The sequence below is a fragment of the Paenibacillus algorifonticola genome (genome assembly GCF_000971975.1).
In the GTDB taxonomy this organism is placed as follows: domain Bacteria; phylum Bacillota; class Bacilli; order Paenibacillales; family Paenibacillaceae; genus Pristimantibacillus; species Pristimantibacillus algorifonticola.
The window spans coordinates 100,912-126,699 of sequence record NZ_LAQO01000011.1 but is presented as its reverse complement, the minus strand read 5'-3'; the positions used below and the strand labels follow the sequence as shown (position 1 = coordinate 126,699).

Sequence of the window (25,788 nt, the reverse complement as noted above, 5' to 3'; positions counted from 1 at the left end):
CAAATTATAATAAAATTGCTAATATTCGGGCTTTTATAATTTAAATAAAGCCCGAATGGCCTCGCCAGCCGCCGCCAAATAATTTTCTTTCCCGAGTCCATCGTTGATAAAAGCATCCGCCTCGATTTTCTTGCGCTCCGGAAGCGAAAGTCTGCTGCTTCCCGTATCATAGATCGGAACGGCGCCTATTTTCGCCCCGTTCATATACCATTCCAGCGTTCCTCTTTCGCCTAACGCATAGCGCGTCGTTGCTGCATTTACAACGACAAGTCGTGAGGTCAACTGACCTTTTTCCTCTTCCGTTAATGGGTAGCTGAAGCTTTGCCCTACAGTGTAAGGATAGCCGGTGAGAGCCTGCCCTTTGCCCGCAATTTGGGCTAGCGGATAATGCTCAAAGCCCCAATCAAGCATATGGCGATGATCCGCCCAATCGTCGCCATCGCTTAGCGTGACAGCTGCAAGCTGCTGACCGCCACGGGTAGCAGAACTGACAAGGCAGCGCAGCGCCTGCTTCGTATAGCCGGTTTTCACACCGTCTGCTCCTTCATACATTTGGAGCATTTTATTTTTGTTCACCCACTTGTACTGCCACTGCTCATGCGGGTTTGGAACCTGCTTGACGGGTGTGCTGACAATTTTGGCGAACACGGGATTACGCAGCGCATAAGCTGTCAGCTTAGCAAGATCGTTAGCCGAGGAATAATGCCCCTTCTCATCAAGGCCATGCGGGTTTTTAAATTGGGAATTTGTCATTCCGAGAAAAGCTGCCTTTTCATTCATCAGCACAACGAAGCCTTCCTCAGAACCGCCGACATGTTCAGCAATTGCGGTTGCTGCATCATTTCCTGATCGCAGCATAAGGCCATACAGCATGTCCTGCAATTTCATTTCTTCATTGAGCTGCAAATAAATCGAGGAGCCTTCCTTGCCTACCGCACGCTTGCCTGTCTTGACGTTGCCTGACAAGTTTCCATGCTCTATCGCTACGATTGCGGTCATAATTTTGGTTAAGCTGGCTATAAGCATCGGCTTGTCGCCATCCTCGCTGTACAGCAATCTGCCCGAGGTTACATCAATCAGCGCCGATGCTGACGCGTGTGTACTTAGCGGTTCTGGTTCAGCCGCGTAGCCTGGCGCTGGCAGGCTTGTCCCTGTCAAACAGATTGCCAAACCTAACAAGAGCAATATTCGAGCTATTTTCACGATGCTAATCATCTTTCGCGGCCCCTTTCTGATCGGTTATTCTGCTCAACAAAGATGAACGCTTGCTTTTCCACAGACCTTTCAAGCCTTTTAAAGTCTTTATACACTATATGCTTGTCTCGGCAAAATAAGACTGTAAAGTGCAGCCGGCTTACGCCATCCTTGACGGACTAGTGTTTGTTTCTCGTAAAAATATAAAAATGATTATCTAAGCTTAGCTTATGATTTTTTATGCTTTAAACGAAAAACTGCCCTTGCGGGCAGCTCTGGCCTTAAATAATGGTTGGGTCAGTTGTGCTCATATAGCCTGAATTCATATTGGTGCCTGTAAATTGGCCCGTGCCACTGGACGTGCTTCGCATCATGGACTGCACCTTGTCAAATACATACGGTGTGGATTCAATGATCCGCTCCAATAGATGCGTGTTATTGTCGAGCGGCACGATTTTGACGCCTTGGGTGCCGACAACGAGGAAGGCAATTGGTGTGATCGATACGCCGCCGCCGCTTCCTCCGCCGAATGGCGCAGCTACCGCAGCATTGTGGCTGTCATCGGCACTATTGGAAGTGGAAGAACTATCGCCGCTGAACCGCATATCACTGCCCCCGGCAACAAATCCAAATCCAACCTTGCTAATCGGCATGATAATGCTGCCGTCTGGCGTCTGCACAGGGTCGCCAACTATTGTGTTTACATCGACCATTTCCTTAATATTTTCCATTGCTGTCTGCATAAGACCTTGTATTGGATGCTCTTGCACGACATCTCCTCCTAGTTGTACAAATCAATTTAACGCAGGCTACGCTAATAATGTTTCCCGCAGCCCCACATTGTATGTAAGCACAGTACGACGAAAACTTATACTTTGCTTCTATTGAAAAAAAGCAAAACCACGCTCTTCGTTAAGGAGGCAGCTTTGCTTACTTGCGAATATTTCGTTTGTGCTCATTCATTATTTAAACAAAATATGGTGCCACACCTGAATGCCGTGAGAGCCTTTTTTGAGCCTCATCAGCAAGGCTAGACCTGATTTCACCGCATGGAACATGCTCAGCTTGGCTGTACAGTGCCATTCCGTTTGAAAATAAGTCCCTTGGTACACGGGCTGCACTTGAAGCACCGGGTCGGCTTTCAGTAAAACAAACTGTGATATGACGCCCAGCATCGTCGTTTTAATCGACCATACTGCCCCTGTCGTCATCGCGGTCCACATCGCGTCTCCAACGCCTACCGATGTCGACCATTTCCATTCGGTCAATTGCACCTTTTTCAGCAATTGCTTGACCCACCCTTTCAAATTATCAGTTACTTCCAATGCCTGTCGCATCTTTTCAACAAACCGTTGTACATTTTCGGCGTCAATTTTCCCCTGCTGCTCTTTGGAATGCTGCACGCCCGCCTGGTTGCTGCTAATTTGCTGATGCAGCTGAATCGTGGCCCCCTGCCATTTCAATTGCGGGATCTTCACCTTATAGTGCAGCAGCCCATACAGCCCCACAATTCGCACATCGATATGGTCAAGCTCGCCCTTTCTTTTCAGCTTTCCATATACGCGCACCGGCGAAGCAAGGGCAAGAAGCAATAAGAACAAAAAAAAGAGACCTGCCGCCGTCATCAAGCCGTAAAGGTTTTCGGGCATATTGCTTCCTCCGTTTTCCTATTATGGGTTGAATATAGTATGACCCGGCGATCAAATCTCATTCTCTGCAAGCGTGATTAATTCGGCGGAATCTCGTCAATCGTCATTTGCCGCTCGCCGATGCGTTCAAACAGCATTTGCGTCTGCTCCTCAAGTGCATCTTCGACATCGATATGCTTCGGTTCTGGCAAAGCTTTAATGCTGGACAAGCCGAAATAATCGAGGAAGGCTTTGGTCGTGCCATACAAAATAGGACGTCCAATCGCTTCCGCGCGGCCAACCTCTTCAATTAAATCTTTGGAAACGAGCGATTGAATCGCTCTATCGGTTTTGACACCGCGAATTTCCTCGATATCAATCCGGGTAATCGGCTGGCGGTAAGCAACGATTGATAATGTTTCCAGCGCTGCTTGCGACAGCTGCGAACGTGTTGGCGTATAGGCCATCCGCTCAAAATAAGCTGCATGATCAGGATGCGTCGTCAACCTATATGCACCAGCAACTTCCGTTACCTGAACCCCCCGCTCCTCCCGGGCCAAATCCCGGTGCAGCTCATACACCAAATCGGCAGCAAGCTCGGCATCAAACTGCATAATATCAGCAATTTGCCGCTTGGTTAGTCCTTCATCTCCTGCCATGAACAGCAAGCCCTCAATAATCGACTTCAACTTCTGATAATCCACTGTCCTCCGCATCCCCTCTCCAATGAATCACGATATCATCAAACAGCTGATGCTGAAAACAACGAATATGCTTCATCTTCATCAACTCCAAAATCGCCAAAAAGGTCACGACGATTTCATGCTTATCCATATTTTCGCGAATCAGCTTTGAAAACTGCACCGTCTCATACTGCCGCAGCACCAGGGCGATATCGCGAATCCGATCCTTCACGGAAATTTCATCCCGCTGCACGGTCGCCACAAATTGGCGCCTCGCTGCCTTTTTGAGCGCACGCTGAAAAGCTGCTACCAGATCAGATACATGCAGCCCCTCGAGCGGGTTAATGTCCTGCTCCTGCAAAAAGGGGGTCATGTCCTCCGGCTCACGCGAAAAAACGAGGCTCCGCTGCGTTTCCTTCTCGCGCAGCTGCTCGGCAATTTGCTTGAATTTGCGGTATTCAACGAGCTTCTGAATGAGCTCATCGCGAGGATCAAGACCATCATCCGGCCAGTCCTCGTATTCTTCCTCAAACACGGGCGGCTTCGGCAGCAGCTGCCTGCTCTTGATGGACAGCAGCGTAGCCGCCATCACCAAAAACTCGCTGGTCACCTCAAGCTCCATCTCCGTCATTGCATTCAAATAATCCATATACTGATCTGTAATCTCGCTGATCGATACCTCATGAATATCGATTTCTGCTTTATCAATCAAATGCAGCAGCAAATCCAGAGGCCCTTCAAAAGATTCCAGCTTGTAAAGCACTGACACTGCCATTTCCTCCCGACTAATCAACCGATAAAATCGCTGCGCCACCCGTAAGCGTATACGGAGTGATGCCATCCATTGGCGATATCACCCTGTTACGCAGAAAAATAGAAGCCCATCTATAGAGAACCAATTATAACTGCTTCTATATTCAAACAAAAGGCCTCTTCTCAGAGGCCCTTCCCGCGAGCTGCAAGCCTTAAGCTTAATTATGCAGCAATTTTGTCAAATTAGCCATCTCTATTGCACTAGCAGCAGCTTCATACCCTTTATTTCCAGCTTTTGTTCCCGCGCGCTCAATCGCTTGCTCAATGGAATCAACCGTCAATACGCCAAAAATCGTCGGCACGCCCGTTTTCAAGCCAACAGCCGCTACCCCTTTTGCCGCCTCGTTGCATACATAGTCAAAATGCGGTGTTGATCCCCGAATAACGGCGCCAAGCGTAATAACCGCATCGTATTTGCCGCTCTCTGCCATTTTTTGCGCGATAAGCGGAATTTCAAAAGCTCCTGGTACCCAAGCAACCTCTACCTCGTTATCCAAAGCGCCATGGCGTTTAAACGCATCAAGCGCTCCACTCAGCAGCTTGCTGGCAATAAATTCATTAAACCTTCCAACAACGATTCCATAACGCAAGCCTTCCGATACTAAATGTCCCTCATATACATGTGGCATAATAAAATTCCTCCCAATTGGTTTTAATATTACTGCTGTTCCTGATTTTGATCCTGAAAATCAAACATATGGCCGAGCTTCGCCTGCTTTGTCCGCAAATAACGGTCATTGTCCTTATTTGATTCCATTTGAATCGGCACACGCTCGGTTACTTCAAGGCCATAGCCCTCCAGCCCTTTAATTTTGCGAGGGTTATTGGTAAGCAGGCGCATTTTACGAATGCCGAGATCCCGCAAAATTTGTGCACCAATGCCGTAGTCGCGCAAGTCAGCCGCAAACCCAAGCTGCAAGTTGGCATCGACCGTATCCAGCCCCTGCTCCTGAAGCACATAAGCTTTCAGCTTATTAATCAGGCCGATTCCGCGTCCTTCCTGGCGCATATAGAGCAGCACGCCATTGCCCGCTTCCTCAATCTGCGTCAGCGCCGCTGCAAGCTGGGGACCGCAGTCACAACGATGCGAATGGAACACATCACCTGTCAAGCATTCCGAGTGCACGCGCACGAGCAGCGGGATTTCCGGATTAATCTCACCTTTTACAAACGCGACATGCTCCTTGCCGTCTACATCATTCGTAAAACCAATCGCTTTGAAATCGCCGAAATCCGTTGGCATATTAACCTCAACGACACGCTCAACGAGCTTTTCCTTCGCATTGCGGTATACAATCAGCTCCTGGATCGTAATAAGCTTGAGGTCATGCTCATGCTTAAACGCCACAAGATCCGGCAATCTTGCCATCGTCCCATCTTCATTGATGACCTCGCAAATGACCGCTGCAGGCTCCGAGCCGCACATCAGAGCCAGATCAATTCCCGCCTCCGTGTGGCCTGCCCGTCTGAGCACACCGCCATCTTTCGCGATTAGCGGAAAAATGTGACCCGGCTTGCGGAAATCCGCCGCCTTCGTATTCGGGTCAATGAGCGACTTGACCGTCTCGGAGCGCTCATGCGCAGAGATGCCAGTCGTTGTGGAAATATGGTCAACGGAAACGGTAAACGCCGTTCCATGAAAATCCGTATTGCGCTCTACCATCGGCGGCAGCTCGAGCTGCTCCGCCCGCTCTGCAGTTATCGGAACGCATACAAGCCCACGCGCCTTCGTAATCATAAAATTGATGACTTCAGGCGTCGCCATTGAGGCCAGCGCAATGAGGTCTCCCTCATTTTCACGATCCTCATCATCTACAACGATAACGGGCTTGCCAAGCAGCAAATCCTCAAGCGCTTCCTCAATCGTATTAAACAATGACTTCTCCAAAGGCTGATCCAGCTGTCCCATAAAGCTTCCCTCCCTGATCGTTCACCACTTCAAATATCATCTATATCAATATCACATAAAGCCATTTTCACTTAAAAAAGCAGCGCTTAGCTTAGCTCCGCCAGCCTTGCCAGCTTTGCCGCCGGAATTCGCTCCAGCATCGCGAGCTGGCTTGAAATGCAGCAAATGCTCCACATATTTCCCAATCATATCGCATTCGATATTAACAGAATCGCCTATGCGCTTATCCAGCAAAGCCGTTTCGCCAAGCGTATGCGGAATGACGGATACCGAGAAGCCTGAATCATTCGTCCCGACAACCGTAAGGCTGATGCCATCTATTGCGATTGAACCTTTAGGAATGACATATTTCAGCGTCGCCGCATCATTCAGCTTAATGCTGAATATAACGGCATTGGCGTCGGTTTCCCTTTTCGCAATAACGCCTGTACCGTCAATATGCCCCTGCACCATATGACCGCCAAAGCGCCCGCCAGCCAGCATGGCACGCTCCAGATTGACCTGCTCACCGGGCTTTAGCTGGTGAAGATTGGAGCGCCGGTACGTTTCTGGCATAACATCGGCATCAAAGGTGCTGCCCGTAAAGGAGATGACCGTTAGACAAACACCGTTTACCGCTATGCTGTCACCCAGTGCCACACCTTCGAGGACGCGGGAAGCGGCAATCGTCACCACCATGGCCTCGCCCTGCTTGACCACCCGCTTCAGCTTGCCGACTTCTTCAATCAGACCCGTAAACACGGCTAACCCTCCTCTCTAAACATGACGGTAGACCGGGTAACCGCTTATGCAAATATCGGCTCCCGCTTGTTCCACCTGCGTGCGCTCCAGCTCAATAGCCTGGGCCATTTTTTCGAAGCCTTCAAAATCAAAGGTGCCAGGAGCTGCTGCCCCGCCGATGATTTTGGGTGCCATATAAAGCATGATTTTATCGATGAGTCCTGCTGTCAGCATTGCGCCATTGAGCTTGCCGCCGCCTTCCAGCAAAATCGAACCGATTTCCAGCTCTCCAAGCTTTCTCATCGCTTCCGGCAAATCAACCTGCTCTCCACTGCCTGCCCGAATGAGCTCGACGCCAGCAGTCAGCAGCTCCTGCGCCTTGGCGTCATCCGCCTGCTCAGTCGCAATGACGATCGTTCTAGCGGTCCGATCCGTCACCACGTGCGCAGTGAGCGGCAGCTTCAAGCTGCTGTCGATCACTATACGCACTGGATGAAGCGCCGGAACGTCCGCTCTCGTCGTTAGCTGCGGATCATCGGCAAGCACGGTACCGATACCAACCATGATGCCCATATGCTGATGGCGCAGCGTGTGCACCTGCTCCCTTGCTGCACTGCCCGTTACCCATCTGCTATCGCCGGTGCGGGAAGCGATTTTGCCGTCGAGCGTGCTCGCTGTCTTAAGGGTGACAAACGGCAGCTTCGTCGTAATGTATTTGTTGAATTTCTCATTCATTTGGTTGGAACGTTCTCCCAAAAGCCCCACTTCAACCTCAATGCCGCATTCTCTAAGCCGCTCTATGCCCCGGCCAGCTACCTGCGGGTTCGGATCGGTCGTAGCAACGACTACCCGTGCCACCTTGGCATCGATGAGCCGCTCGCAGCAAGGCGGCGTCTTGCCAAAATGGCTGCAAGGCTCCAGCGTCACATAAGCGGTAGCACCTTCCGCTTCTTCTCCCGCCATTTGCAGAGCATGCACCTCAGCATGCCCGGTTCCTCGCTTGAGATGCGTGCCAATGCCGATTATTCGGCCGTCCTTTACAACGACGCAGCCGACGATGGGATTAATATCCGTCTGCCCCGCCGCCTTCTCTGCCATATCCAGCGCCAAGCTCATATAATAGCTGTCATTCAAAATATCCATGAACGCAAAAAACCTCCATTAGCAACATAGCCAACGGAGATGAGAGTTTACCTTAGAGACCCGCTTTCAAGTACACAAATAATCGATTTTAACAGACCTAAGTGCCCAGCGAAAAAAAGTGCAAGCAAATAAGCATGAAATCACGCCTTGAAAGTGTCTCCTTCTCCCATCCAGACTGTACTGTCGGTCCCGGAATTGCACCAGGTCAGCCGTATACAATCAGCTCATGCGATCACACGCTCTGAATTCATTGTACACGGGTCACGGACTGACAGGCAGCAGCTAGTCGCTTCATCGTTCAAAGCGCTTAGACAGCCTCCTGATCACCGCCGGTTGGGATTTTCACCCGACCCCGAAGGAAAGTCACTGTATTATTTTTTTAAAATACTAGGGAATGTAAAAGTTTCACTCTTATTCTCCCGCCTATATTTCACCGCGAAACAAGCTTTTGCCACCAGAGGACGGCTTCAGCCGTTTACGCTTGAGTCACTTACTTTTAAAATGTAACTCTGATGAAATGTTACCACCGCAAAATTGAAAAAGCAAGATATTTCGATTTTGATTCTCAATTAGTAGCTATGCCATGCAATCCTTTTATAAAAAAGCCGCCCGTTTTTCCGACGAATCGAAAAAACAAGCGGCCTTCCCGCAACGATTAAACCGTTACGATTTCAACTTTTTCCATTTTTTCGCCAGTACGGAATGTATCAACATGCTCCATACCTTTAGCTACTTTACCAAATACAGTGTGTCCGCCGTCCAGATGCGGCTGTGGAGCATAGCCGATGTAGAATTGGCTTCCGCCTGTGTTGCGGCCAGCATGTGCCATTGCAAGTGTACCGCGCTCATGCTTGTTCGGGTTGATCTCACAGTTGATCGTGTAGCCAGGGCCGCCAGTGCCATTACCCGTTGGGCAGCCGCCTTGAGCAACGAAGCCCGGGATTACACGGTGGAAAGTCAAACCATTATAAAAACCATCGTTTGCAAGCTTCTCAAAGTTTGCAACTGTGTTGGGCGCATCTTGATCAAAAAGGTCAATAATAACCTCTGCTCCGTTTGCCATTGTAATTTTCGCTTGTTTTGCCATCTATTAAACACTACCTTTCTATGTCCGAATAAGACTACGTTACCAAATTTAACCCTTATTTCGCAAGGGCTGTTTTGAGAAGTCTTGCCGGAAGCAAGTCATTGCCGACAATATTGTCCAAAGATTCACGCTGAACGACGAGATCAGACTCGCCATCTTTGACAAATACGACAGCTGGACGTCGGAAACGGTTATAGTTGCTCGCCATCGAATAATTATAAGCGCCAGTGCAAAATACTGCAAGCAGATCGCCGCTGTTTGCTTTCGGCAATTCCAGATCAATAATGAGCTTGTCGCCGCTTTCGCAAGCTTTGCCCGCTACGGTTACGGTCTCTTCATTCGCTTCGTTCGCACGATTCGCAAGCACCGCTTCATAAACGGATTGATAAAGCGCCGGACGCGGGTTATCCATCATACCGCCATCTACAGCGATATATTTACGCACGCCTGGAATTTCTTTGCTTGTTCCGACTGTATAAAGCGTTGTGCCTGCATCGCCAACGATGCTGCGGCCCGGCTCAACCCAAATTTCAGGAAGCGGGAAATCCGCTGCCGTAAAGCTGGAAATGAGCGTATCCGTAATTGCTGCAACGTATTGACCAACTGGAAGCGGGGAATCTCCGTCTACATAACGGATGCCGAAGCCGCCGCCAAGGTTGATCACCTGGAACGTCAAGCCAAGGTCTTGGCGAATTGCAATCGCAAACGCCGACATTTTCTCAACAGCCATCTGGAAGCCGTCTACTTCGAAAATTTGCGAGCCGATGTGGGAATGGACACCAAGCACATCCAGATTGGATAGCTCCATCGCTTCTTTAATCGCCTGCTTAGCCGCGCCATTCGTCAAGTCGAAGCCGAACTTAGAATCCTGTTGGCCGGTGGAAATATAGTCATGCGTATGCGCCTCAACACCCGGCGTAATCCGCAGCAAAATTTTAACCGTCAAGCCTTTGTCCTTCGCCAGCGCATTAAGCACTTTCAGCTCAGTAGAATTGTCTACTACGAAGCAGCCGATGCCTGCATCCAGCGCCATGTTGATTTCATCAGGCGATTTATTATTGCCGTGGAAGTGGATACGCGCTGCTGGGAAGCCCGCTTTCAGCGCCGTGTGCAGCTCTCCGTCGGAAACGACGTCAAGCGACAGATTTTCCTGCTCGGCAAGCGCACACATCGCCATTGTGCTGAATGCTTTGCTTGCATAGGCCACTTGAAATTTCAGGCCGGATTTTTGAAAAGCTGTCACATATTCATTCGCGCGTTGACGCACAAGCGCCTCATCGACAATATATAGCGGCGTACCATATTCTTTCGCCAGCTCCGTTACATCGCAGCCGCCGATTTCCAAATGCCCCTGGGCATTAACTTTGCTCGTTCCATGCAAGTACATTGTTATTATTCCTCCATACGTGAATAGATTCGATTTGCACCAATAGCAACAGTATATCGCAATCTACCCGCAAGCGTAATGGATAATTTAACAAGTCATTTGCATTATTTACGGCTTTACTCCGTTTCAGGCATTTTATCGAGCTGCTGAGGCCGCAGCAGATTGGGCCGCCTGCGATTTTGCAGCAAGGGCGTCCGGAAAATAATATTCATCATCGCCCGGAAGTCGAATGGAATGAACGGCCACATGTAGGGGCGGTTGAACGACCGCTCCATGCACAAAAACAGCAATATAACCGTCGTCCCAACAATGAAGCCCGGAACCTTGAAGGCAGCTACAAGCGTAATGAGCACAAGCCTGACAATGCGATTTGCCAGCCCCAGCTCGTAGCTCGGCGTCGCAAACATGCCAATAGCCGCAACCGACATGTACAAAATGACCTCGTTGACGAAAATGCCCGTCTGGACCGCAATATCGCCAATAAGAATAGCGGATACGAGCGACATCGCCGTTGCCAGCGAAGTTGGCGTATGCACCGAGGCGAGACGCAGCAGATCGACGCCGACCTCTGCCAGCAAAAACTGCACGAGCAGCGGCAGCTTGCCGGTTTTCGAAGGCCCTAGAAATTCGAGCGCTTGCGGCTTCAGCTCGGGATGGATAACGAACAGCAGCCAAAGCGGCAGTAAAAAAAGCGAAGCGAATATGCCAATAAACCGGACCCAGCGCAAGTAAGTACCTATAAACGGCGTCTGGCGATTTTCCTCAGCATGCTGCATAAGATCGAAATACGTCGTCGGCAAAATCATGACGCTGGGCGACGTATCCACGAAGACGACAACGGCCCCTTCAAGCAAATGAGAGGCTACGACATCTGGACGCTCAGAATAACGGACAAGCGGGAACGGGCTCCAGCCCCGTTTAACGGTCGCTTCCTCGAGCTGCTTGTCGGCGAGCGGAATGCCGTCAACCTTGACCATCGATATTTTTTCCTTAATGGATTTAAGCAATTCCTTGTCTACCAAATCATTAATGTAGGCGATACATACATCCGTCTGCGTTCGCTCGCCGATCTGCACCAGCTCATACCGCAGCTGCGGGTCACGCAGCCTTCGTCTGACCAGCGATACATTCATCATCAAAGTTTCAACGAAGCCATCGCGACTGCCCCTGACGACCCGCTCCAAACTTGGCTCGTCCGGCGAGCGAGCCGGGAAGTTTTTGGCGTCAATGAGCAGCGCAGTCGCTTCCTTGTCAATGAACAGCGCCGTTCCACCGGAGAGAATGCCCGTCAGCAGCTTGTTCCAATCCTGTTCCGACTTGACTTGGGAGGCTGGCACATACATATCGAGAAAGGCATGCAGAGCATCGGTTGATAAATCGTCCGGCTGCAAGTAGGTCAGCCGCTTAAGTACCTCTGTTTGCAGCGAATCCTTTGCCAAACCGTTCATAAAAACGAAGGCGACCCGCCGCTCGCCGAAGGTCATTTCCCGAACGACAACATCAAAGCTGCTGCCGTAGCCAAGCTCATTTTTCAGCCGCTCCAATACGTCATCCAAATCCGAAGGAATCCGCTCCTCGCGACCATCCTGCCCCTGCTCTTTGCCTGACGACTTCCCTCGTCCTTGCTTTTGCCGATGCTCCTGCCTACTCCCTTGTTCTTGTCCCCGTTCTCGCTGTTCTTCACTCCTGCCGTATTGGCCACCGTAATGACTGCCTTGCGTTTTGGGACGGGCATGAAGCGGCTGATCGTGACCGTACTGCCCTTCTTCCCTATTTTGCTGGTGGTCGATTTTCACCTCCTCATGCTGCTTCTGCTTTCCCCCTCCATCTAACTGCTTGGCGTGAACGAACTCTTTCACCTGCCGCCAGCCTCGTTTGCTTTTCCCGGAAGAATGATTGTCTGCGTTCGCGTCTGCTTCGGTATCCGGCTCATTACCCAGCTTCAACATGTTAGGAATACTCCCCTGCCTGTAATCTTGCCCAGGTTCATTGCGTTGCTCCTGATCCTTATCCATCTTCTTCCCTCACCTCAGTTCTCCAGCATGGCCCTGCTAATTCCCTACCATTGATACCAAAGCCAATCCAGCAGCGATCCCAGCGTCTTGCCAAGCACCATCGCCATCACAAGGCCAACTAAATAGTCCGACAGATGAATGCGTTTGGCGAGTATGGGGAAAACATTCAGCACTTCCGTAAGCGCCGCCGCAAGCAATCCAACGAAAATCCCATTCAGCAGTCCAGCAGCCATCTGTGACGTAATGCCTGCAAGCGAAAGCTTCCAATCGAAAAAATCTGCGAATGTCCAATAGACCGCACCGCTTATGACTGCCGTTTCAAACCAAATGGACAGGCTGTAGGCATAAGCGATTTGCGCCAGTCTCGGAATAATATCCAGCACAGTTAGCAGCGCCACCAGTCCGCTGCCTACCGCAAGCCCTCCCGATAAGCCCAGCAGTACAATAAACGCATGAAGCGGCCAATCAAGCATCGTCCTCACTCCGAGCGGTTTGGCGATCATTTTTTTTACGCATCTCGTCGGCGATAACATAAGCGTTCACGTTTTCCTGGTAGGTGAACAGCTCTACCTCCAGCGGGTTCGGCTCTTCATTGAACCTTTTACGGAACAGATGGTTGAAGAACAGCACCATGCCAAGCCCAATGCCGAAGGAATAGGGAATTTGAAACCAAAGCGGATGCTCGTTATGCTCTCCGGTAATCAGCTCGACAATCCGAATATGAACCTCCTTCATGCTGACGTCGGTATGGAAGTTCATAATAGCCAGCCCCGCACCGAAAAAAAGCAGCAGCCATGAAAAAATCAGCAGCGGAATACGCGGCTTGGGCGGCTTATCCGCAATCATGACCAGCACCTGCGGATCGCCATAAGCTTCAATAGACAGGCCCGGCTCCAGCTCGCGCAGCCGACTGACAATTTGCAGCAGGTCGATGACGACGCGGTTGCCATCCGGCTTGCTGTGACGATATAGAACGAGCTGACCCAGGCGCCGTTCCTGCTCCTCGGACTCGCCAAGCAGCCTCGCCGCCTGCCCAAGCGTCACTTCTTTCTCGGGACGTATCCCAATTCGCTTGCGCAAACGCAAATAGAGAGGCTGCCGCTGCATCGTATCCATCCATCATCAGTCCTTTATCTGTTGTACTTGGGCTCGTTTCCCTTTTAGTATGAGAAAAACAGGAATCAGATAGTCACCGAGCAGCAGGTAAAAACAAGAAAAAAAGATCAAACCGCTTATAAGGCGATTTGATCTTTGATGGACTGCAATATTTTTTTCTCCAGACGCGACACCTGCACTTGTGAAATGCCTAGGCGGCTCGCTACTTCCGACTGCGTCTTGTCCCGGTAATAACGCAAATACACGATGAGCCGCTCCCGCTCGCTAAGGCCTTCAATTGCCTCGGTCAGCGCAAGCTTGTCGAACCAGCGCTCCTGTGAATCATCGGCAATCTGGTCCATCAGCGTAATTGGATCGCCGTCATTTTCAAATACCGTCTCATGAATCGAGGTTGGCGGCTTATTCGCTTCCTGCGCAAATACGACATCCTCCGGCGTAATGCCCAGCCGCTCCGCTACTTCACTAATAGTTGGCAGCCGTCCCAGCACCTTGGACAGTTCGTCTTTCATTTTGCGCACCTTATTGGCCGTTTCCTTGAGCGAGCGGCTAACTTTAAGCGTACCGTCATCGCGCAAAAATCGCTGGATTTCACCGATAATCATCGGCACGGCATAGGTGGAAAATTTCACATCATAGGAAAGGTCGAATTTGTCAACCGACTTAAGCAGGCCGATACAGCCGATCTGAAACAGATCGTCAGGCTCATAGCCCCGGTTGATGAAACGCTGCACTACTGACCATACCAAACGAATATTGCATCCTACAAGCGTGTCCCTTGCCAACGTGTCGCCAGACTGGCTTAACGCAATAAGCCGCTTTACTTCCGCATCATCCAAATACGGCTGAGCCGTTTGTTTCAACCCGGAATCCATGAGGTTCAACCCCTATGCGCTAGTTGTATAGCGCTTTTTTCGATTCAATTCGTTTCAGCATGCTGACGCGTGTACCGCCGCCAAGCTCGCTGACAACCTCGAATCGGTCCATAAAATTTTCCATGATCGTAAAGCCCATGCCCGAGCGCTCAAGCTCCGGCTTGGAAGTGTAAAGCGGCTGGCGAGCCAAGTCCAAATCTTCAATACCGCGTCCATGGTCAATAACCGTCAAGGAGACCGCATCCCCTTCAATATAACCCTCTATCGTCACTTTTCTGGCTGTGTCGCTGTCATAGCCGTGAATAATTGCATTGGTTACCGCTTCCGAGATTGCTGTCTTTAAATCATTCAGCTCCCCAAGCGTCGGATCGAGCTGGGAGACGAAGGCTGACACCGCTACGCGGGCAAAAGCCTCGTTCTCTGAGCGGGCGCTGAAGGTTAACGTCATTTCATTGCGTCCGTTCACGATACCACCTCCAGACTTGAAATCGCCATCCGTTCATTATCATGAATCTCCAAAATTTTAAATAAGCCCGACATTTCAAAAAGCCGGTGAACGCTTGGACTAACGTCGCATACAACCATTTTTCCGCCTCTTGCCTTCACCTGCTTATACCTGCCCAGAATGACGCCAAGCCCCGAGCTGTCCATGAATTGCAAATCCTTCAAGCTGAGAATGATGTGGTCGCTGCTTCCGCGTAAAATCGCATCCTCCATCTTGACCTTGACGACATCGGCTGTATGGTGATCCAGCTCTCCCCGCAGACGTACAATAAGCACATTGCGATAATGCTCCAATTCAGCTTGCAAATTCATAATTGCTGTTCATCTCCTTTAAGCTGTGCATTTGGATAGAACTAGCATTTCTCCAGCGGGGCATACGTTTCCTGCACGGCGACAAAACTAGAAGCAGAGCCCTAAGAGGTGACAAAATATGCAGCTTAAGCTCGCTATTTTCCGGCAAAACATTGCTGTGCTAATCCGGTTTAGGCGAACAATCCGCCAAACGAGCGCTTCAGCATTTTCCACCAGCCAGCCCGTTCAATCGTCTGCGGCGCATCAACCGGGAATTCCTTCAGCAGCTTGTCTCCCTGATACACGAGCAGCTTGCCGATCGGCGCACCAATCGCAATAGGCGCTTTAAGCGAGCCGTCGATTTTCAGCTCATAGCGAATATCGTTCGTGTTTGCCCCTTTTTTGAGCAGTACGCTGTAGGCATGGGGAGCGACCAGCTCGAGCTCGGACACCACGCCCTTCTCCACATGCACCTTGCCCATTGCATCGCCTTCTTTAAAAATCGGATGCGTCATATATTGGGCAAACGCATAATCAAACATTTGCGATACTTCCGTGTTGCGCGTCTTCGTATTCGGCTCGCCCATCACGACCGCAATGACGCGAAGCCCATCCCGTCTTGCCGTTGCGGACAGACAAAACTTAGCTTCATTCGTAAATCCGGTTTTCAGGCCGTCTGCGCCGCTATAGAACCGCACAAGCTTATTCGTGTTGACGAGCCAGAATGGCTTCTCTGACGTTTTGCGCAAATAATCCTGATACATTCCGGTATACTTCGTAATATCCGTATGCTTGAGCAGCTCACGCGACATAACCGCAATGTCATGGGCCGACGAATAATGATCCTTTGAAGGCAGGCCGTTGCAATTGGCAAAATGGGTTTCCTTCAGCCCAAGCTGCTTCGCCTTCTCGTTCATCATCGCCACGAATTGCTCCTCGGTGCCTCCCAGCTTCTCCGCCATCGCAACAGAAGCATCGTTGCCGGAAGCAAGCGCAATCCCTTTAATCATGTCATCGACGGTCATTTCCTCTCCGGGCTCCAGAAAAATTTGCGAACCACCCATTGAAGACGCATATTCGCTCGTCTGCACCTTGTCGGTCAGCTTGAGCTTGCCGTCAGCCAGCGCTTCCATAATAAGCAGCATCGTCATAATTTTAGTGATGCTTGCCGGAGGCAGCTGATCATGGCTGTTTTTCTCATAAATAATCGTTCCACTGTCCGCGTCCATAAGAATGGCAGAAAGGGCCGATGGCGCCAAATGAGGCTCCGCGCTTTTTGACTGTTCCTCAACTGGTAGCGATGGAAGCGAAGGTGCCTCAGCTGCTTCTTCGGCGAATACAGCGGTTGGCAAAGAGATGGCTAGCGCAAGGATGCATAAGCACAGTTTATTCCGTAGTTTTTTCACGAACAGATTCCCTCCTATGAAGCTGCGGCAGGCCCGGATTTCGTAAAAATTTTCGGTTCACGGGAAGTCGCCGCAATTCGGCTATATTTAAATATAAGAATTTATAAGTTTCACACTTATAAATGGGCTTATATTTCACCTACGAAACGGAAGCTTTGCCGCCAAAGGACGGCTTCAGCCGTTTACGCTTGTCTTCCACAGTGTCGCCTGTTTTTATGTAAATTATTCCAAAATGCTTATATTCACAAAAAAAACCGCCCCCGCAGAAGCTTTCGCTTCCGCAAGAACGGTTTTTCGATTTTTTTCTACGTCATCACTTGCCTTTTAAATATAATTGCCCCTTTTTGTTACGACAGTCGCCCTCGCTAATCTTCATAAGGCAGTTCTCATCATGCGTTTCTTGCCACTTGCTCTGTTTATTTATGGCTGGAAACGGTCCTTCGTTCTTCCTGCGCACGCACGATTAAAACATCCAGCGATTGACTTAGCCGCAGTACCTCCCGGTTCAGAAAAGTTTGCTTGATGAGCGCCGTTTCAACCATTTTATCGCGCAACTTCTCCATCTCCAAGAGCAATTGCTTGTCCATTTCACTCCACTCCATTTTTCTATAATTACGGACATTATACGACGACGGCGTTTTAAAATACTGTCACAATGAGTCGAGCCAAATATTACAATTGTGTTACAAGTTTGCGGACAAAATAACACTAATATTTTGCCTTTTTAATCTACTTTAACGATAAACTGTTCTTTAAATGAGCGGAACCAAACCTTTTACGAGGTCTAAAAATTGAGATTTCACGCGCTCTGCCGTGTCCATAACCTCTTCGTGGTTAAGCGGTTGATCCAGAATTCCCGCCGCCATATTCGTAATACAAGAAATGCCAAGAACTTCAATTCCCGCATGTCTTGCGGTAATGACTTCCGCAACGGTCGACATTCCGACAGCATCTGCCCCCAAAACGCGCAGCATGCGTATTTCCGCAGGCGTTTCATACGTCGGTCCGAGAAGTCCTGCGTATACCCCTTCAGCTAGCGCAAGACCTTGACTTGCCGCAAGTTCACGGGCAATGCCGCGCAGACGCTTGCTGTAAGCTTCCGACATATCAGGGAAACGAACGCCCAGCTCGTTATCATTAGGGCCAATAAGCGGGTTTTTGCCTGTCATGTTCAGGTGGTCAGAAATCAGCATCAGATTGCCGGATTCAAAAGCAAGGTTTACGCCGCCAGCTGCATTAGTCACAAGCAGCGTCGATACGCCAAGCGCCTTCATTACGCGCACTGGAAATGCCGTCAGCTCAGGCCCGTAGCCTTCATACATATGGAAGCGTCCCCGCATCAATAGTACTGGCCGGCCTGACAGGGTGCCAATAAGCAGCTCTCCTGCATGGCCTTCCACTGTGGACACTGGGAAATGCGGAATATCGTGGTACGCAATCGTCACTGGATTTTCCAAATGATCGCCTAGAACACCAAGACCGGAGCCCATAATAAGGCCAACCTCTGGCTTCAAGTCTGTACGACCGGCAATGTAAGATGCCGCTTCTTTAATTTGTGCTGCTGTAATTACGTTCATAGTGATATCCTCCAAGACGTTAGTCGTTTAGTTAGTTTGATTAAGCTTCAAGCAAATCGAGAAAGCTTGTACCGTTCGGCGGAGCCTGTACGTTAAAGTTGTCAGCAATCGTTGCTCCTAGATCGGAGAAGGTTGCTCGTGTTGCGAGCTGCCCAGGCTGCTTGAATGCCGGGCTGTATAGCAGCAGCGGTACGTACTCCCGCGTGTGATCCGTTCCCGGATGAACGGGATCATTGCCGTGATCTGCAGTAATGACTAGCAAATCGCGCGATCCAATTGTTTGCGTAAGCTCAGGCAAAGCGCGGTCAAACTCTTCTAGTGCGGCAGCGTAGCCTTCTGGATCTCTGCGATGCCCATACAAGGAATCGAAATCAACGAGGTTCGTAAACAGCAGCCCCTTGAAGGGCTCCTTCAAAGCAGCAATCGTACGGGCGATGCCATCAGCATTGCTCTTCGTCGGCGTAGAGGCATTAATGCCCTCCCCATCAAAAATATCATTGATTTTACCGATGGAAATCGTGTCGAGTCCTCCATCCTGAAGCGCATTAAGCACCGTAGGCTCCGGCGGCTTGACGGCGTAATCATGGCGGTTAGGCGTACGCTTGAACGCGCCTGGCTTCCCTTCATACGGCCTGGCAATGACCCGGCCTACCGTATAACGCTCATCCATCGTCAGCTCGCGCGCAATTTCGCACGCGCGGTACAGCTCATCGAGCGGGATGATGCCTTCATGCGCTGCAATTTGAAAAACGCTGTCAGCAGAAGTGTAGACGATCCATGCTCCCGTCTCCATTTGCTCAGCGCCCAGCTCATCCAAAATTTCCGTACCGCTTGCCGGCTTGTTTCCGATTACCTTGCGTCCTGTGCGCTCCTCAAATAAAGTGATCAGCTCATCTGGGAAGCCGTCCGGAAATGTCTGAAATGGAACCGTCAGCTTCAGCCCCATCAGCTCCCAATGCCCGGTCATCGTATCCTTGCCAACCGATACCTCCTGCATTTTTCCATAGTATGCGCTGGGCGGGCCATCTGCTGGCTTCCAATCGCCGAGTGGCGCAATTCGGTCAAGACCAAGCTGGCGCAAATTCGGCAGGCTTGTCCCCTGTACTCTTTCTACAATATGCCCAAGCGTGTGCGACCCAAGGTCACCGAACGCCTCCGCATCCGGCTGTTCGCCAATTCCAACGCTGTCGAGCACAATAACGGCAATACGATCAAATTTACTCATGTAGTCCCAACCTTTCTAGTGTTAGATCTGGTGAAAAACAATGTGCTTATGTGAAAGGTTTGACTTTCCACCAAAATTCGGTGCGCATCCGCGCTACCTGACCAAGTCTAAGCATCCGCCGACTTCGCTATCTTTCAAGCGCGTGGATGCGCGCTGTTGTATACGTCTTTCATTTTCACCTTTGTTAGCTTGGAATATTTCTGGGTTGTGGCAACGTCAGCGTGGCCAAGCAGCGCTTGAACGGTACGCACATCAGCGCCGTTTTCGAGTAAATGGGCAGCGAATGAATGGCGCAGCGTATGCGGCGTAATATCTGCTTCAATGCCAGCCTCTTTCGCATACTTCTTGACTGTCTTCCAGAAGCCCTGCCGCGTCATACGCGTTCCCAGATGATTTAAAAACAGCGCGTCCTCCTGCTTGCTCTGCCGCAGCAGCCCTACTCGCCCATGCTCCAAATAATCATTCAGTGCTTCCGCAGCTTTTCTCCCAAATGGAACAATCCGCTCCTTCCGGTTGCTGCCTACACACTGGATAAAGCCGAGCTGCCGGTTGACGCTGGGCACATCCAGTGAAATGAGCTCCGAAACGCGCATGCCTGTCGCATACAGCAGCTCCAGCATCGCCTTGTCCCGCTTTCCTGCTGTCGTTACGCTTTGCGGCGTATCCAGCAGCAGACTCGTATGCTCCATCGATAAAATCTGCGGCGGCTTGGTTTCCTGCTTCGGTGATTCAATATAGATGGAGGGATCGCGATCTATGAAACCCTCAAGCAGCAAATAATGAAAAAAAGCGCGTATCGACACGATATGCCGCGATAAAGTAGACGGCTTGCGCCCATCTTCCTTCAATTGCAGCAAATAATGTGCCAAATGATGCTTTTGAATGGCCGCTGCTTCCTCGATTCCCTGGCTTTCCATATAATCCATTAGATTGAGCAAATCCCGCCCGTACGACTCCAGTGTATTTTTCGACAAGGAGCGTTCCACGCTTAAAAAACGAATAAAAGAGTTCACCAAAGATTTCATCTTGTTTCCTTTCATGCTTCCAGCCTTTGCACGCCGATAACGCGTACTTCGGTATTTCCACACCAAGGATCATAAATCCTGCTTGGCGAGCTTTTTAACCGCCCCGCTATTCGCCGTACCAATAGAAAAATCGGAGCCTATCCGCTATATTACCATTATCCCACTCATATGTACTATGCCAAATGACCTTTACGGCCTCACCTTGCGGAACTTCATAAGGATTGCTTGGCGACACGACATCAACAAGCCAATCATAGCCGCCAGTGGCAACTACGAACAAGCCGATGAACAGCAGCATAAATACGAAACGGCTGAACCATTTGCGTGCAGACAATACCATTTGCCTCTCGCCCCTCTCTATACATGAAGGCAGGTTTGTCCTGCCCACTTTACCATATGATGAGAGAGAGGCTTATATGCGGAAGAGCGTGTTGTGTGTTTCGACCTGCGACGGTTCACGCCAATTCAAAAGCAGCTTTCGCCTTAACCACCATATGCTCACGCCAGCAGCGTTTGAATCGGTGTAAATGGCAGGTTTAGTGCCGTGGCAACCTGCTCATAGGTCAATTTGCCGCTATGCGTATTGACGCCTTTCTGTAGAGGCTCGCTGAGCTTTATCGCCGCCAGTCCGTCATTTGCGAGCAGCAGCGCATACGGCATGGTGACATTCGTCAGCGCAAAGGTCGAGGTGCGCGGTACAGCACCCGGGATGTTCGCTACCGCATAATGGATGACGCCATGCTTGACGTAAATCGGGTCCTTATGCGTAGTGGCTCGGTCAACCGTCGCAATGGAGCCGCCTTGGTCTACGGCGACATCGACGATGACTGCGCCTTTCTTCATCGTTTTGACCATATCCTCCGTCACCAGATGCGGCGCTTTCGCCCCCGGAATAAGCACGGCGCCAATGAGCAGATCCGCCTTTGCCACCGCCTCAGCAATATGATACGAGCTCGACATTATGGTCTGGATACGGCCGCCGAATACATCATCAAGGTAACGCATTCGATCAAGGCTGCGCTCAAGCAGCACGACGGTTGCTCCCATGCCTAGCGCAACCTTGGCGGCATTCGTTCCGACGATGCCTCCCCCGATAATGACGACCTCGCCCGGTGCGACCCCAGGCACACCGCCCAGCAGGACGCCTCGTCCCCCGTTAAACGCCTCCAGAAACTGAGCGCCAACTTGTACCGCCATTCGCCCTGCAACCTCGCTCATCGGCGTCAGCAGCGGCAGGCTCCCATTCTGAAGCTGAATTGTTTCATAAGCAATAGCGGTTACCTCGCTGTCCATTAACGCTTTCGCCAGCTCCGGCGCAGCCGCAAGGTGCAAATACGTGAACAAAAGCTGTCCTTTGCGGAAATAGCGATATTCCTCTGGGAGAGGCTCCTTTACTTTCATAATCATTTCTGCGCGTTCCCATATTCCAGCAGCCGAGTCTACAATTACGGCACCTTCGCTTGTATAGTCGCCATCCTGAAAGCCGCTGCCATCACCTGCTCCTGTCTGTACAAGCACTTGATGTCCCGCCGCTTTAAGCATTGTGACGCCTGCTGGCGTCAATGCCACCCGGTATTCACTCGTTTTTATTTCCTTGGGAACGCCAATGATCATGAAAAAACCTCCTAAAGAAAATAATGGGGATATAGCCATATTGTACGTCAACTACTTGTCCTAAGCGATACATTTTCCAACTGCTGCAAAAAATATGTACATGAGGACGAATACCCAGTCCACATCTGCCACTCCTCCATACACTACACAAGTAGTCTCATGTCTGCCTATTACATGGAGGAGGAGCCCCTTATGCCTCGATTGGATAATTTGATCGCTTCCTGTTCTGCCTATAAACCTTCTAAACATACAGAACGACAGCTCATTAGCTTTACTACGCACAGCTCCTATAAACGCTGCTTGCGCTTGCTCGAATCGCGTGGCATTCAGCCATTCAAGACGATGTCCGGCTGCAAAATGATCGGCTTTCTGCTTGACCGGCGCAGCTCGTGGAAAAATATTATCCGTCATCCTGAGGTCAAGCTGATGGAGCGGGATGTTAGAATCCGCAAGCATGATGCCACTCCCCGTATGACAGCCCGTACAATCAGACCGAATCTTCCCATTATAAAAACAACCGTGGACGCTAATAAGGTACCTTGGAATATGAAACGAGTACAGGCACCGCTTGCCTGGAAGCGCACACTTGGCTATCCTGTCAAGCTTGCCATTATTGATACAGGCATTGCCAAGCATCCCGATCTGCGTATAGCAGGCGGAGTCAATACGATGGGGGGCATAAGCTATTACGATGATAATGGTCATGGTACGCATGTTGCGGGCATCGCCGCAGGCAGAGGCTTAAAAGGACTATATGGCGTAGCTCCTAATGTAAAGCTGTATGCCGTGAAGGCCTTGGACCGTTACGGTTCAGGCTACGTGTCAGACATCGTAGATGCCATCGAATGGTGCATTCGCAACAAAATGAACGTCATTAATATGAGCTTTGGCATCGTCAGCGGCCAGCATAGCGATTTGCTGCGCCAGGCGATCAAGCGTGCGGCAAAGCAGGGAATCGTCATTACAGCCTCAGCCGGCAACGAGGGGCCAAATACGACGACGATCGACGAGCCAGCTTCCTTTCCGGAAACGATCGCAGTCGCCGCTACCAATCGACTCAACCAGATAGCCGATTACAGCAATCGGGGTATGGGCATTGATGTTGCCGCACCAGGAACAGACATCGTCTCTACATGGCTAAACGGCAAATATGCCATCATGTCAGGAACGAGCATGTCCTCTCCCCATGTGGCTGGCGGTGCTGCTTTATTGCTCTCCGTAAGGCCGAAGCTGAGCTCCGCCCGTGTAACGACTGTTTTCCGCAAATGGGCCGTACCTTTAAAAGGTTATTTGCCCACTGCCCAAGGCTCCGGCCTGCTGCGGCTCAGGCGCATTCGCAATCTAAGCTCCTGATACAGCTAGCTGCCGCTATACGGCCTGATCAGCCTTTCCATCCATATATAACGCCAAAACGGCTTCGCCGTCCAGAAGCACTGGGCAGCAAAGCCGTTTATGATTCATCTTTTTTCGCATTCGCATTCTTCTCATTGCATTTACGACAAATGCCCTGGAAGTCCAAACGATGGTCGAGAACCGAAAAACCGAATTCCTCTTCCAATCGCTCCTCAAGTGGCAGCAGCCAATCGTCCTTGATCTCATCCATCGATCCGCATTGCACACAAATAAGATGATGATGATGATGCTTGCTGCTGTCCGTTCTCAGATCATATCTGGCAACCCCGTCGCCAAAATTAAGCTTCTCCACTACATGCATTTCGCTTAATAGCTCAAGTGTCCGATACACCGTTGCAAGGCCAATTTCTGGTGCCTTGTCCTTCACAAGCATGAACACATCTTCTGCGCTCAAGTGATCTTCCTCATTCTCAAGCAATACACGTACTGTTGCTTCACGCTGCGGGGTTAATTTGTAGCCCTGCGACTGCAACTGTTGTTTAATCTTATCAATCCGGGCTTCCATGATTTCCCCCCTACCACACATGTCTGCGCCAACATCAGAAAACGTTTGCTTTCATTATAGAGTCAAACCCTTGTGAAAGTCAAACATTTTGGCATGGAATGGGCATCAGATTGCCGCAGCAGAAGCGTCTAAAATCGGCGCTGCCCAGCTCATTAACAGTGGAGACACGTAAGCTTCAAGCAAAGCGGCACCGATTAAAACCAGAAGCATCATCATCGCTGTCGTCGTAAAGGCCAGCATTTGCGGGGCAAGCGTGCCATTTTGCCGCATCAGCCTATTTTTCACCACATACATCGAAAAAGAAAGCGCCGAAGCACTCGCCATCAAAATGGCCGGCACAATGATTAAATTGGGCGGCGCAACCGAGACGAGCGAAAACAGCACGCCCTTCCATGAATATTGCGTAATGAGCGTACCAAGTGCAAAGCCGACGAGCACGCCTTTAAGAAAATCCATGGCCAGCACCAGCGGTATGCCGACAACCGTAATCCCAAGGAACCACAGCACCAGCAGCCATTTTCCATGAAAAAAAACGCGCTCCCAAAACATAGCCGCCCTATCCATTGCCGCCCCGCCATGCATGAGCTGCACATACTGGCCCATGTCCGAAGCCAAATCCTGCTGCTGCTCAAAGGTCAGCGCATTCACCATCAACCCGCCAAAAATAACGCCCACGACAAACAGCACGGCCACAAACACATACAGCGTCAGCTGGCTCCCTGCGGGCCCCTTCCCCATTCGCGAACGCATAGCCTTCCCCCTCTTGTCCCATGTGATAAAGTGTATGTTCCTTTAAGTCCACCTATGACGGGAGAGAAGGCGCTTATATGCTTCTTCTTGCTAAACGGGCAGCTTGCCTGTCAGCAAATACAGCTTCCATACGTAGACGGCCATAATCGTCTTGGCATCACTGATGCGGCCTTCGGAGATGAAGGCTTCCGCTTCCGCTAGCGTAATCGCCATCACTTCCAAAAACTCATCCTCATCCGTCTGCTGCTTGCCAGAAACGATCTGATCCGTGAAATAAACATAAAGCTTCTCATCCGCAAAACCCGGCGACGTATAAAAAGCGCTCACAAGCTGCAGCGTTTCCGCTTTGTAGCCAGTCTCCTCCTCCAGCTCGCGCCTCGCTGCCTCGAGTGGATCTTCACCAGCATCCAGCTTGCCTGCCGGGAGCTCGATCTGAAATTTCTCAAGCGGCTTGCGGTATTGCTCAACGACGAGCAGCTTGCCATTTAATAGGGCGATGACAGCCGCAGCGCCCGGATGCTTGACGATTTCCCTTGTCGCCGTACTGCCATCCGGCAAGGCGACTGTATCTACCTGGAGCGAAATGATTTTTCCAGAAAAAATCGGTTCGGTGTGGGTTGTTTCTTCTTTCCAGCGATTAATTTCCTGATTCATGAATGAATGTTCCCCTTCGTGTGTAAGAATATGGTAACGTGCATAACTTGTCCGATATCCGCATACCTATCCTTATCCAAAAATTTTTGATAGAGAAGGAGCTTAGGTAACGATGAAAACCTATACAAGCGTCAGCCATCTTCGCCTTGTCGGCAAAGCATGGGAGATTCGCCATCAACTGCGCCTTATGTCCTGCAAGGCAGCGAGCGGAGCTTCTGAGCCGTTAGCAAGCTTTTTGACACGGACCAGCTCATAAA

General features: G+C 50.5%; 29 protein-coding genes and 1 riboswitch. Of the genes, 2 read left to right on the top strand and 27 right to left on the bottom strand.

The window, feature by feature from the left end:
• Positions 1–33: 33 nt before the first annotated feature.
• The 24 genes from WH37_RS18000 to ald form a co-directional block, all read right to left on the bottom strand.
• A complete protein-coding gene (locus tag WH37_RS18000; RefSeq protein ID WP_046231991.1) occupies positions 34–1,215 on the bottom strand; it encodes a D-alanyl-D-alanine carboxypeptidase family protein in 1,182 nt (393 codons plus the stop codon).
• A gap of 260 nt (positions 1,216–1,475) precedes the next feature.
• Positions 1,476–1,964 carry a GerW family sporulation protein gene (gene ytfJ, locus WH37_RS17995; RefSeq protein ID WP_046231990.1) on the bottom strand — a complete coding sequence of 163 codons (489 nt, stop codon included), beginning with the start codon at positions 1,962–1,964 and terminating at the stop codon, positions 1,476–1,478.
• Positions 1,965–2,156: 192 nt separating this feature from the next.
• Positions 2,157–2,843 (bottom strand): DUF2953 domain-containing protein, encoded by a 687-nt coding sequence (locus tag WH37_RS17990; RefSeq protein WP_046231989.1) that lies wholly within the window; start codon positions 2,841–2,843, stop codon positions 2,157–2,159.
• A gap of 77 nt (positions 2,844–2,920) precedes the next feature.
• Entirely contained in the window at positions 2,921–3,526 is a 606-nt protein-coding gene (gene scpB, locus WH37_RS17985; RefSeq protein ID WP_046231988.1) for an SMC-Scp complex subunit ScpB, read from the bottom strand.
• Positions 3,495–4,274, bottom strand: coding sequence for a segregation and condensation protein A (locus WH37_RS17980; protein WP_046231987.1), 780 nt, complete (start codon positions 4,272–4,274; stop codon positions 3,495–3,497). Before WH37_RS17980 ends, scpB begins: the two co-directional genes overlap by 32 nt.
• A 202-nt stretch (positions 4,275–4,476) precedes the next feature.
• On the bottom strand, positions 4,477–4,947 hold the full coding sequence (gene ribH, locus WH37_RS17975) for a 6,7-dimethyl-8-ribityllumazine synthase (RefSeq protein ID WP_046231986.1): 471 nt from the start codon (positions 4,945–4,947) through the stop codon (positions 4,477–4,479).
• Positions 4,948–4,976: 29 nt separating this feature from the next.
• On the bottom strand, positions 4,977–6,227 hold the full coding sequence (locus WH37_RS17970) for a bifunctional 3,4-dihydroxy-2-butanone-4-phosphate synthase/GTP cyclohydrolase II (protein ID WP_143088543.1): 1,251 nt from the start codon (positions 6,225–6,227) through the stop codon (positions 4,977–4,979).
• A gap of 51 nt (positions 6,228–6,278) precedes the next feature.
• A complete protein-coding gene (gene ribE, locus WH37_RS17965; RefSeq protein ID WP_046231985.1) occupies positions 6,279–6,968 on the bottom strand; it encodes a riboflavin synthase in 690 nt (229 codons plus the stop codon).
• 15 nt (positions 6,969–6,983) lie between these two features.
• Complete coding sequence (ribD, locus tag WH37_RS17960) at positions 6,984–8,090, bottom strand: bifunctional diaminohydroxyphosphoribosylaminopyrimidine deaminase/5-amino-6-(5-phosphoribosylamino)uracil reductase RibD (RefSeq protein WP_046231984.1); 1,107 nt, start codon at positions 8,088–8,090, stop codon at positions 6,984–6,986.
• 154 nt (positions 8,091–8,244) lie between these two features.
• Positions 8,245–8,454, bottom strand: a riboswitch (FMN riboswitch).
• Between the two features lie 291 nt (positions 8,455–8,745).
• A complete protein-coding gene (locus WH37_RS17955) occupies positions 8,746–9,177 on the bottom strand; it encodes a peptidylprolyl isomerase (protein ID WP_046231983.1) in 432 nt (143 codons plus the stop codon).
• Between the two features lie 55 nt (positions 9,178–9,232).
• The gene (gene lysA, locus WH37_RS17950) at positions 9,233–10,564 is read right to left on the bottom strand and encodes a diaminopimelate decarboxylase (protein ID WP_046231982.1); all 1,332 of its coding nucleotides are present in this window, start codon (positions 10,562–10,564) and stop codon (positions 9,233–9,235) included.
• Between the two features lie 116 nt (positions 10,565–10,680).
• A complete protein-coding gene (locus WH37_RS17945; RefSeq protein ID WP_231594274.1) occupies positions 10,681–12,579 on the bottom strand; it encodes a spore germination protein in 1,899 nt (632 codons plus the stop codon).
• A gap of 44 nt (positions 12,580–12,623) precedes the next feature.
• The gene (locus WH37_RS17940) at positions 12,624–13,052 is read right to left on the bottom strand and encodes a stage V sporulation protein AB (RefSeq protein ID WP_046231981.1); all 429 of its coding nucleotides are present in this window, start codon (positions 13,050–13,052) and stop codon (positions 12,624–12,626) included.
• On the bottom strand, positions 13,045–13,695 hold the full coding sequence (locus WH37_RS17935; protein WP_099519897.1) for a stage V sporulation protein AA: 651 nt from the start codon (positions 13,693–13,695) through the stop codon (positions 13,045–13,047). Before WH37_RS17935 ends, WH37_RS17940 begins: the two co-directional genes overlap by 8 nt.
• Before the next feature lie 116 nt (positions 13,696–13,811).
• On the bottom strand, positions 13,812–14,567 hold the full coding sequence (gene sigF / locus WH37_RS17930) for an RNA polymerase sporulation sigma factor SigF (protein ID WP_046231980.1): 756 nt from the start codon (positions 14,565–14,567) through the stop codon (positions 13,812–13,814).
• Between the two features lie 19 nt (positions 14,568–14,586).
• The gene (gene spoIIAB, locus WH37_RS17925) at positions 14,587–15,015 is read right to left on the bottom strand and encodes an anti-sigma F factor (protein ID WP_046232117.1); all 429 of its coding nucleotides are present in this window, start codon (positions 15,013–15,015) and stop codon (positions 14,587–14,589) included.
• A gap of 14 nt (positions 15,016–15,029) precedes the next feature.
• On the bottom strand, positions 15,030–15,383 hold the full coding sequence (gene spoIIAA, locus WH37_RS17920) for an anti-sigma F factor antagonist (protein ID WP_046231979.1): 354 nt from the start codon (positions 15,381–15,383) through the stop codon (positions 15,030–15,032).
• Between the two features lie 170 nt (positions 15,384–15,553).
• Positions 15,554–16,768 carry a D-alanyl-D-alanine carboxypeptidase family protein gene (locus WH37_RS17915; RefSeq protein ID WP_082110878.1) on the bottom strand — a complete coding sequence of 405 codons (1,215 nt, stop codon included), beginning with the start codon at positions 16,766–16,768 and terminating at the stop codon, positions 15,554–15,556.
• A gap of 416 nt (positions 16,769–17,184) precedes the next feature.
• Positions 17,185–17,355, bottom strand: a complete 171-nt coding sequence (locus WH37_RS34805) for an aspartyl-phosphate phosphatase Spo0E family protein (RefSeq protein ID WP_177218002.1) — start codon at positions 17,353–17,355, stop codon at positions 17,185–17,187.
• Between the two features lie 165 nt (positions 17,356–17,520).
• The gene (locus tag WH37_RS17910; protein ID WP_046231978.1) at positions 17,521–18,345 is read right to left on the bottom strand and encodes a purine-nucleoside phosphorylase; all 825 of its coding nucleotides are present in this window, start codon (positions 18,343–18,345) and stop codon (positions 17,521–17,523) included.
• A 40-nt stretch (positions 18,346–18,385) separates the two neighbouring features.
• Positions 18,386–19,570 (bottom strand): phosphopentomutase, encoded by a 1,185-nt coding sequence (gene deoB / locus WH37_RS17905; RefSeq protein WP_046231977.1) that lies wholly within the window; start codon positions 19,568–19,570, stop codon positions 18,386–18,388.
• A 134-nt stretch (positions 19,571–19,704) separates the two neighbouring features.
• Positions 19,705–20,595 carry a site-specific tyrosine recombinase XerD gene (gene xerD / locus WH37_RS17900; RefSeq protein ID WP_046232115.1) on the bottom strand — a complete coding sequence of 297 codons (891 nt, stop codon included), beginning with the start codon at positions 20,593–20,595 and terminating at the stop codon, positions 19,705–19,707.
• A gap of 106 nt (positions 20,596–20,701) precedes the next feature.
• Complete coding sequence (locus tag WH37_RS17895; protein ID WP_046231976.1) at positions 20,702–20,935, bottom strand: DUF4227 family protein; 234 nt, start codon at positions 20,933–20,935, stop codon at positions 20,702–20,704.
• Between the two features lie 158 nt (positions 20,936–21,093).
• Positions 21,094–22,209, bottom strand: coding sequence for an alanine dehydrogenase (gene ald / locus WH37_RS17890; RefSeq protein ID WP_046231975.1), 1,116 nt, complete (start codon positions 22,207–22,209; stop codon positions 21,094–21,096).
• Between the two features lie 192 nt (positions 22,210–22,401).
• Between ald and WH37_RS17885 the strand changes: the two genes are divergently transcribed.
• On the top strand, positions 22,402–23,562 hold the full coding sequence (locus tag WH37_RS17885; RefSeq protein WP_046231974.1) for a S8 family peptidase: 1,161 nt from the start codon (positions 22,402–22,404) through the stop codon (positions 23,560–23,562).
• Positions 23,563–23,659: 97 nt separating this feature from the next.
• Here the strand turns inward: WH37_RS17885 and fur are convergent, their stop codons facing one another.
• From fur to WH37_RS17870, 3 genes are all read right to left on the bottom strand, one after another.
• Complete coding sequence (gene fur / locus WH37_RS17880; protein WP_046231973.1) at positions 23,660–24,127, bottom strand: ferric iron uptake transcriptional regulator; 468 nt, start codon at positions 24,125–24,127, stop codon at positions 23,660–23,662.
• Positions 24,128–24,232: 105 nt separating this feature from the next.
• Complete coding sequence (gene spoIIM, locus WH37_RS17875; RefSeq protein ID WP_046231972.1) at positions 24,233–24,877, bottom strand: stage II sporulation protein M; 645 nt, start codon at positions 24,875–24,877, stop codon at positions 24,233–24,235.
• A gap of 90 nt (positions 24,878–24,967) precedes the next feature.
• On the bottom strand, positions 24,968–25,531 hold the full coding sequence (locus WH37_RS17870) for an NUDIX domain-containing protein (protein ID WP_046231971.1): 564 nt from the start codon (positions 25,529–25,531) through the stop codon (positions 24,968–24,970).
• 112 nt (positions 25,532–25,643) lie between these two features.
• On the opposite strand from WH37_RS17870, the gene mciZ reads away from it, so the two are divergent.
• Positions 25,644–25,787: a Z-ring formation inhibitor MciZ gene (gene mciZ / locus WH37_RS34800; protein WP_082110875.1), complete on the top strand. Its 144-nt coding sequence runs from the start codon at positions 25,644–25,646 to the stop codon at positions 25,785–25,787.
• Position 25,788 lies beyond the last annotated feature (1 nt).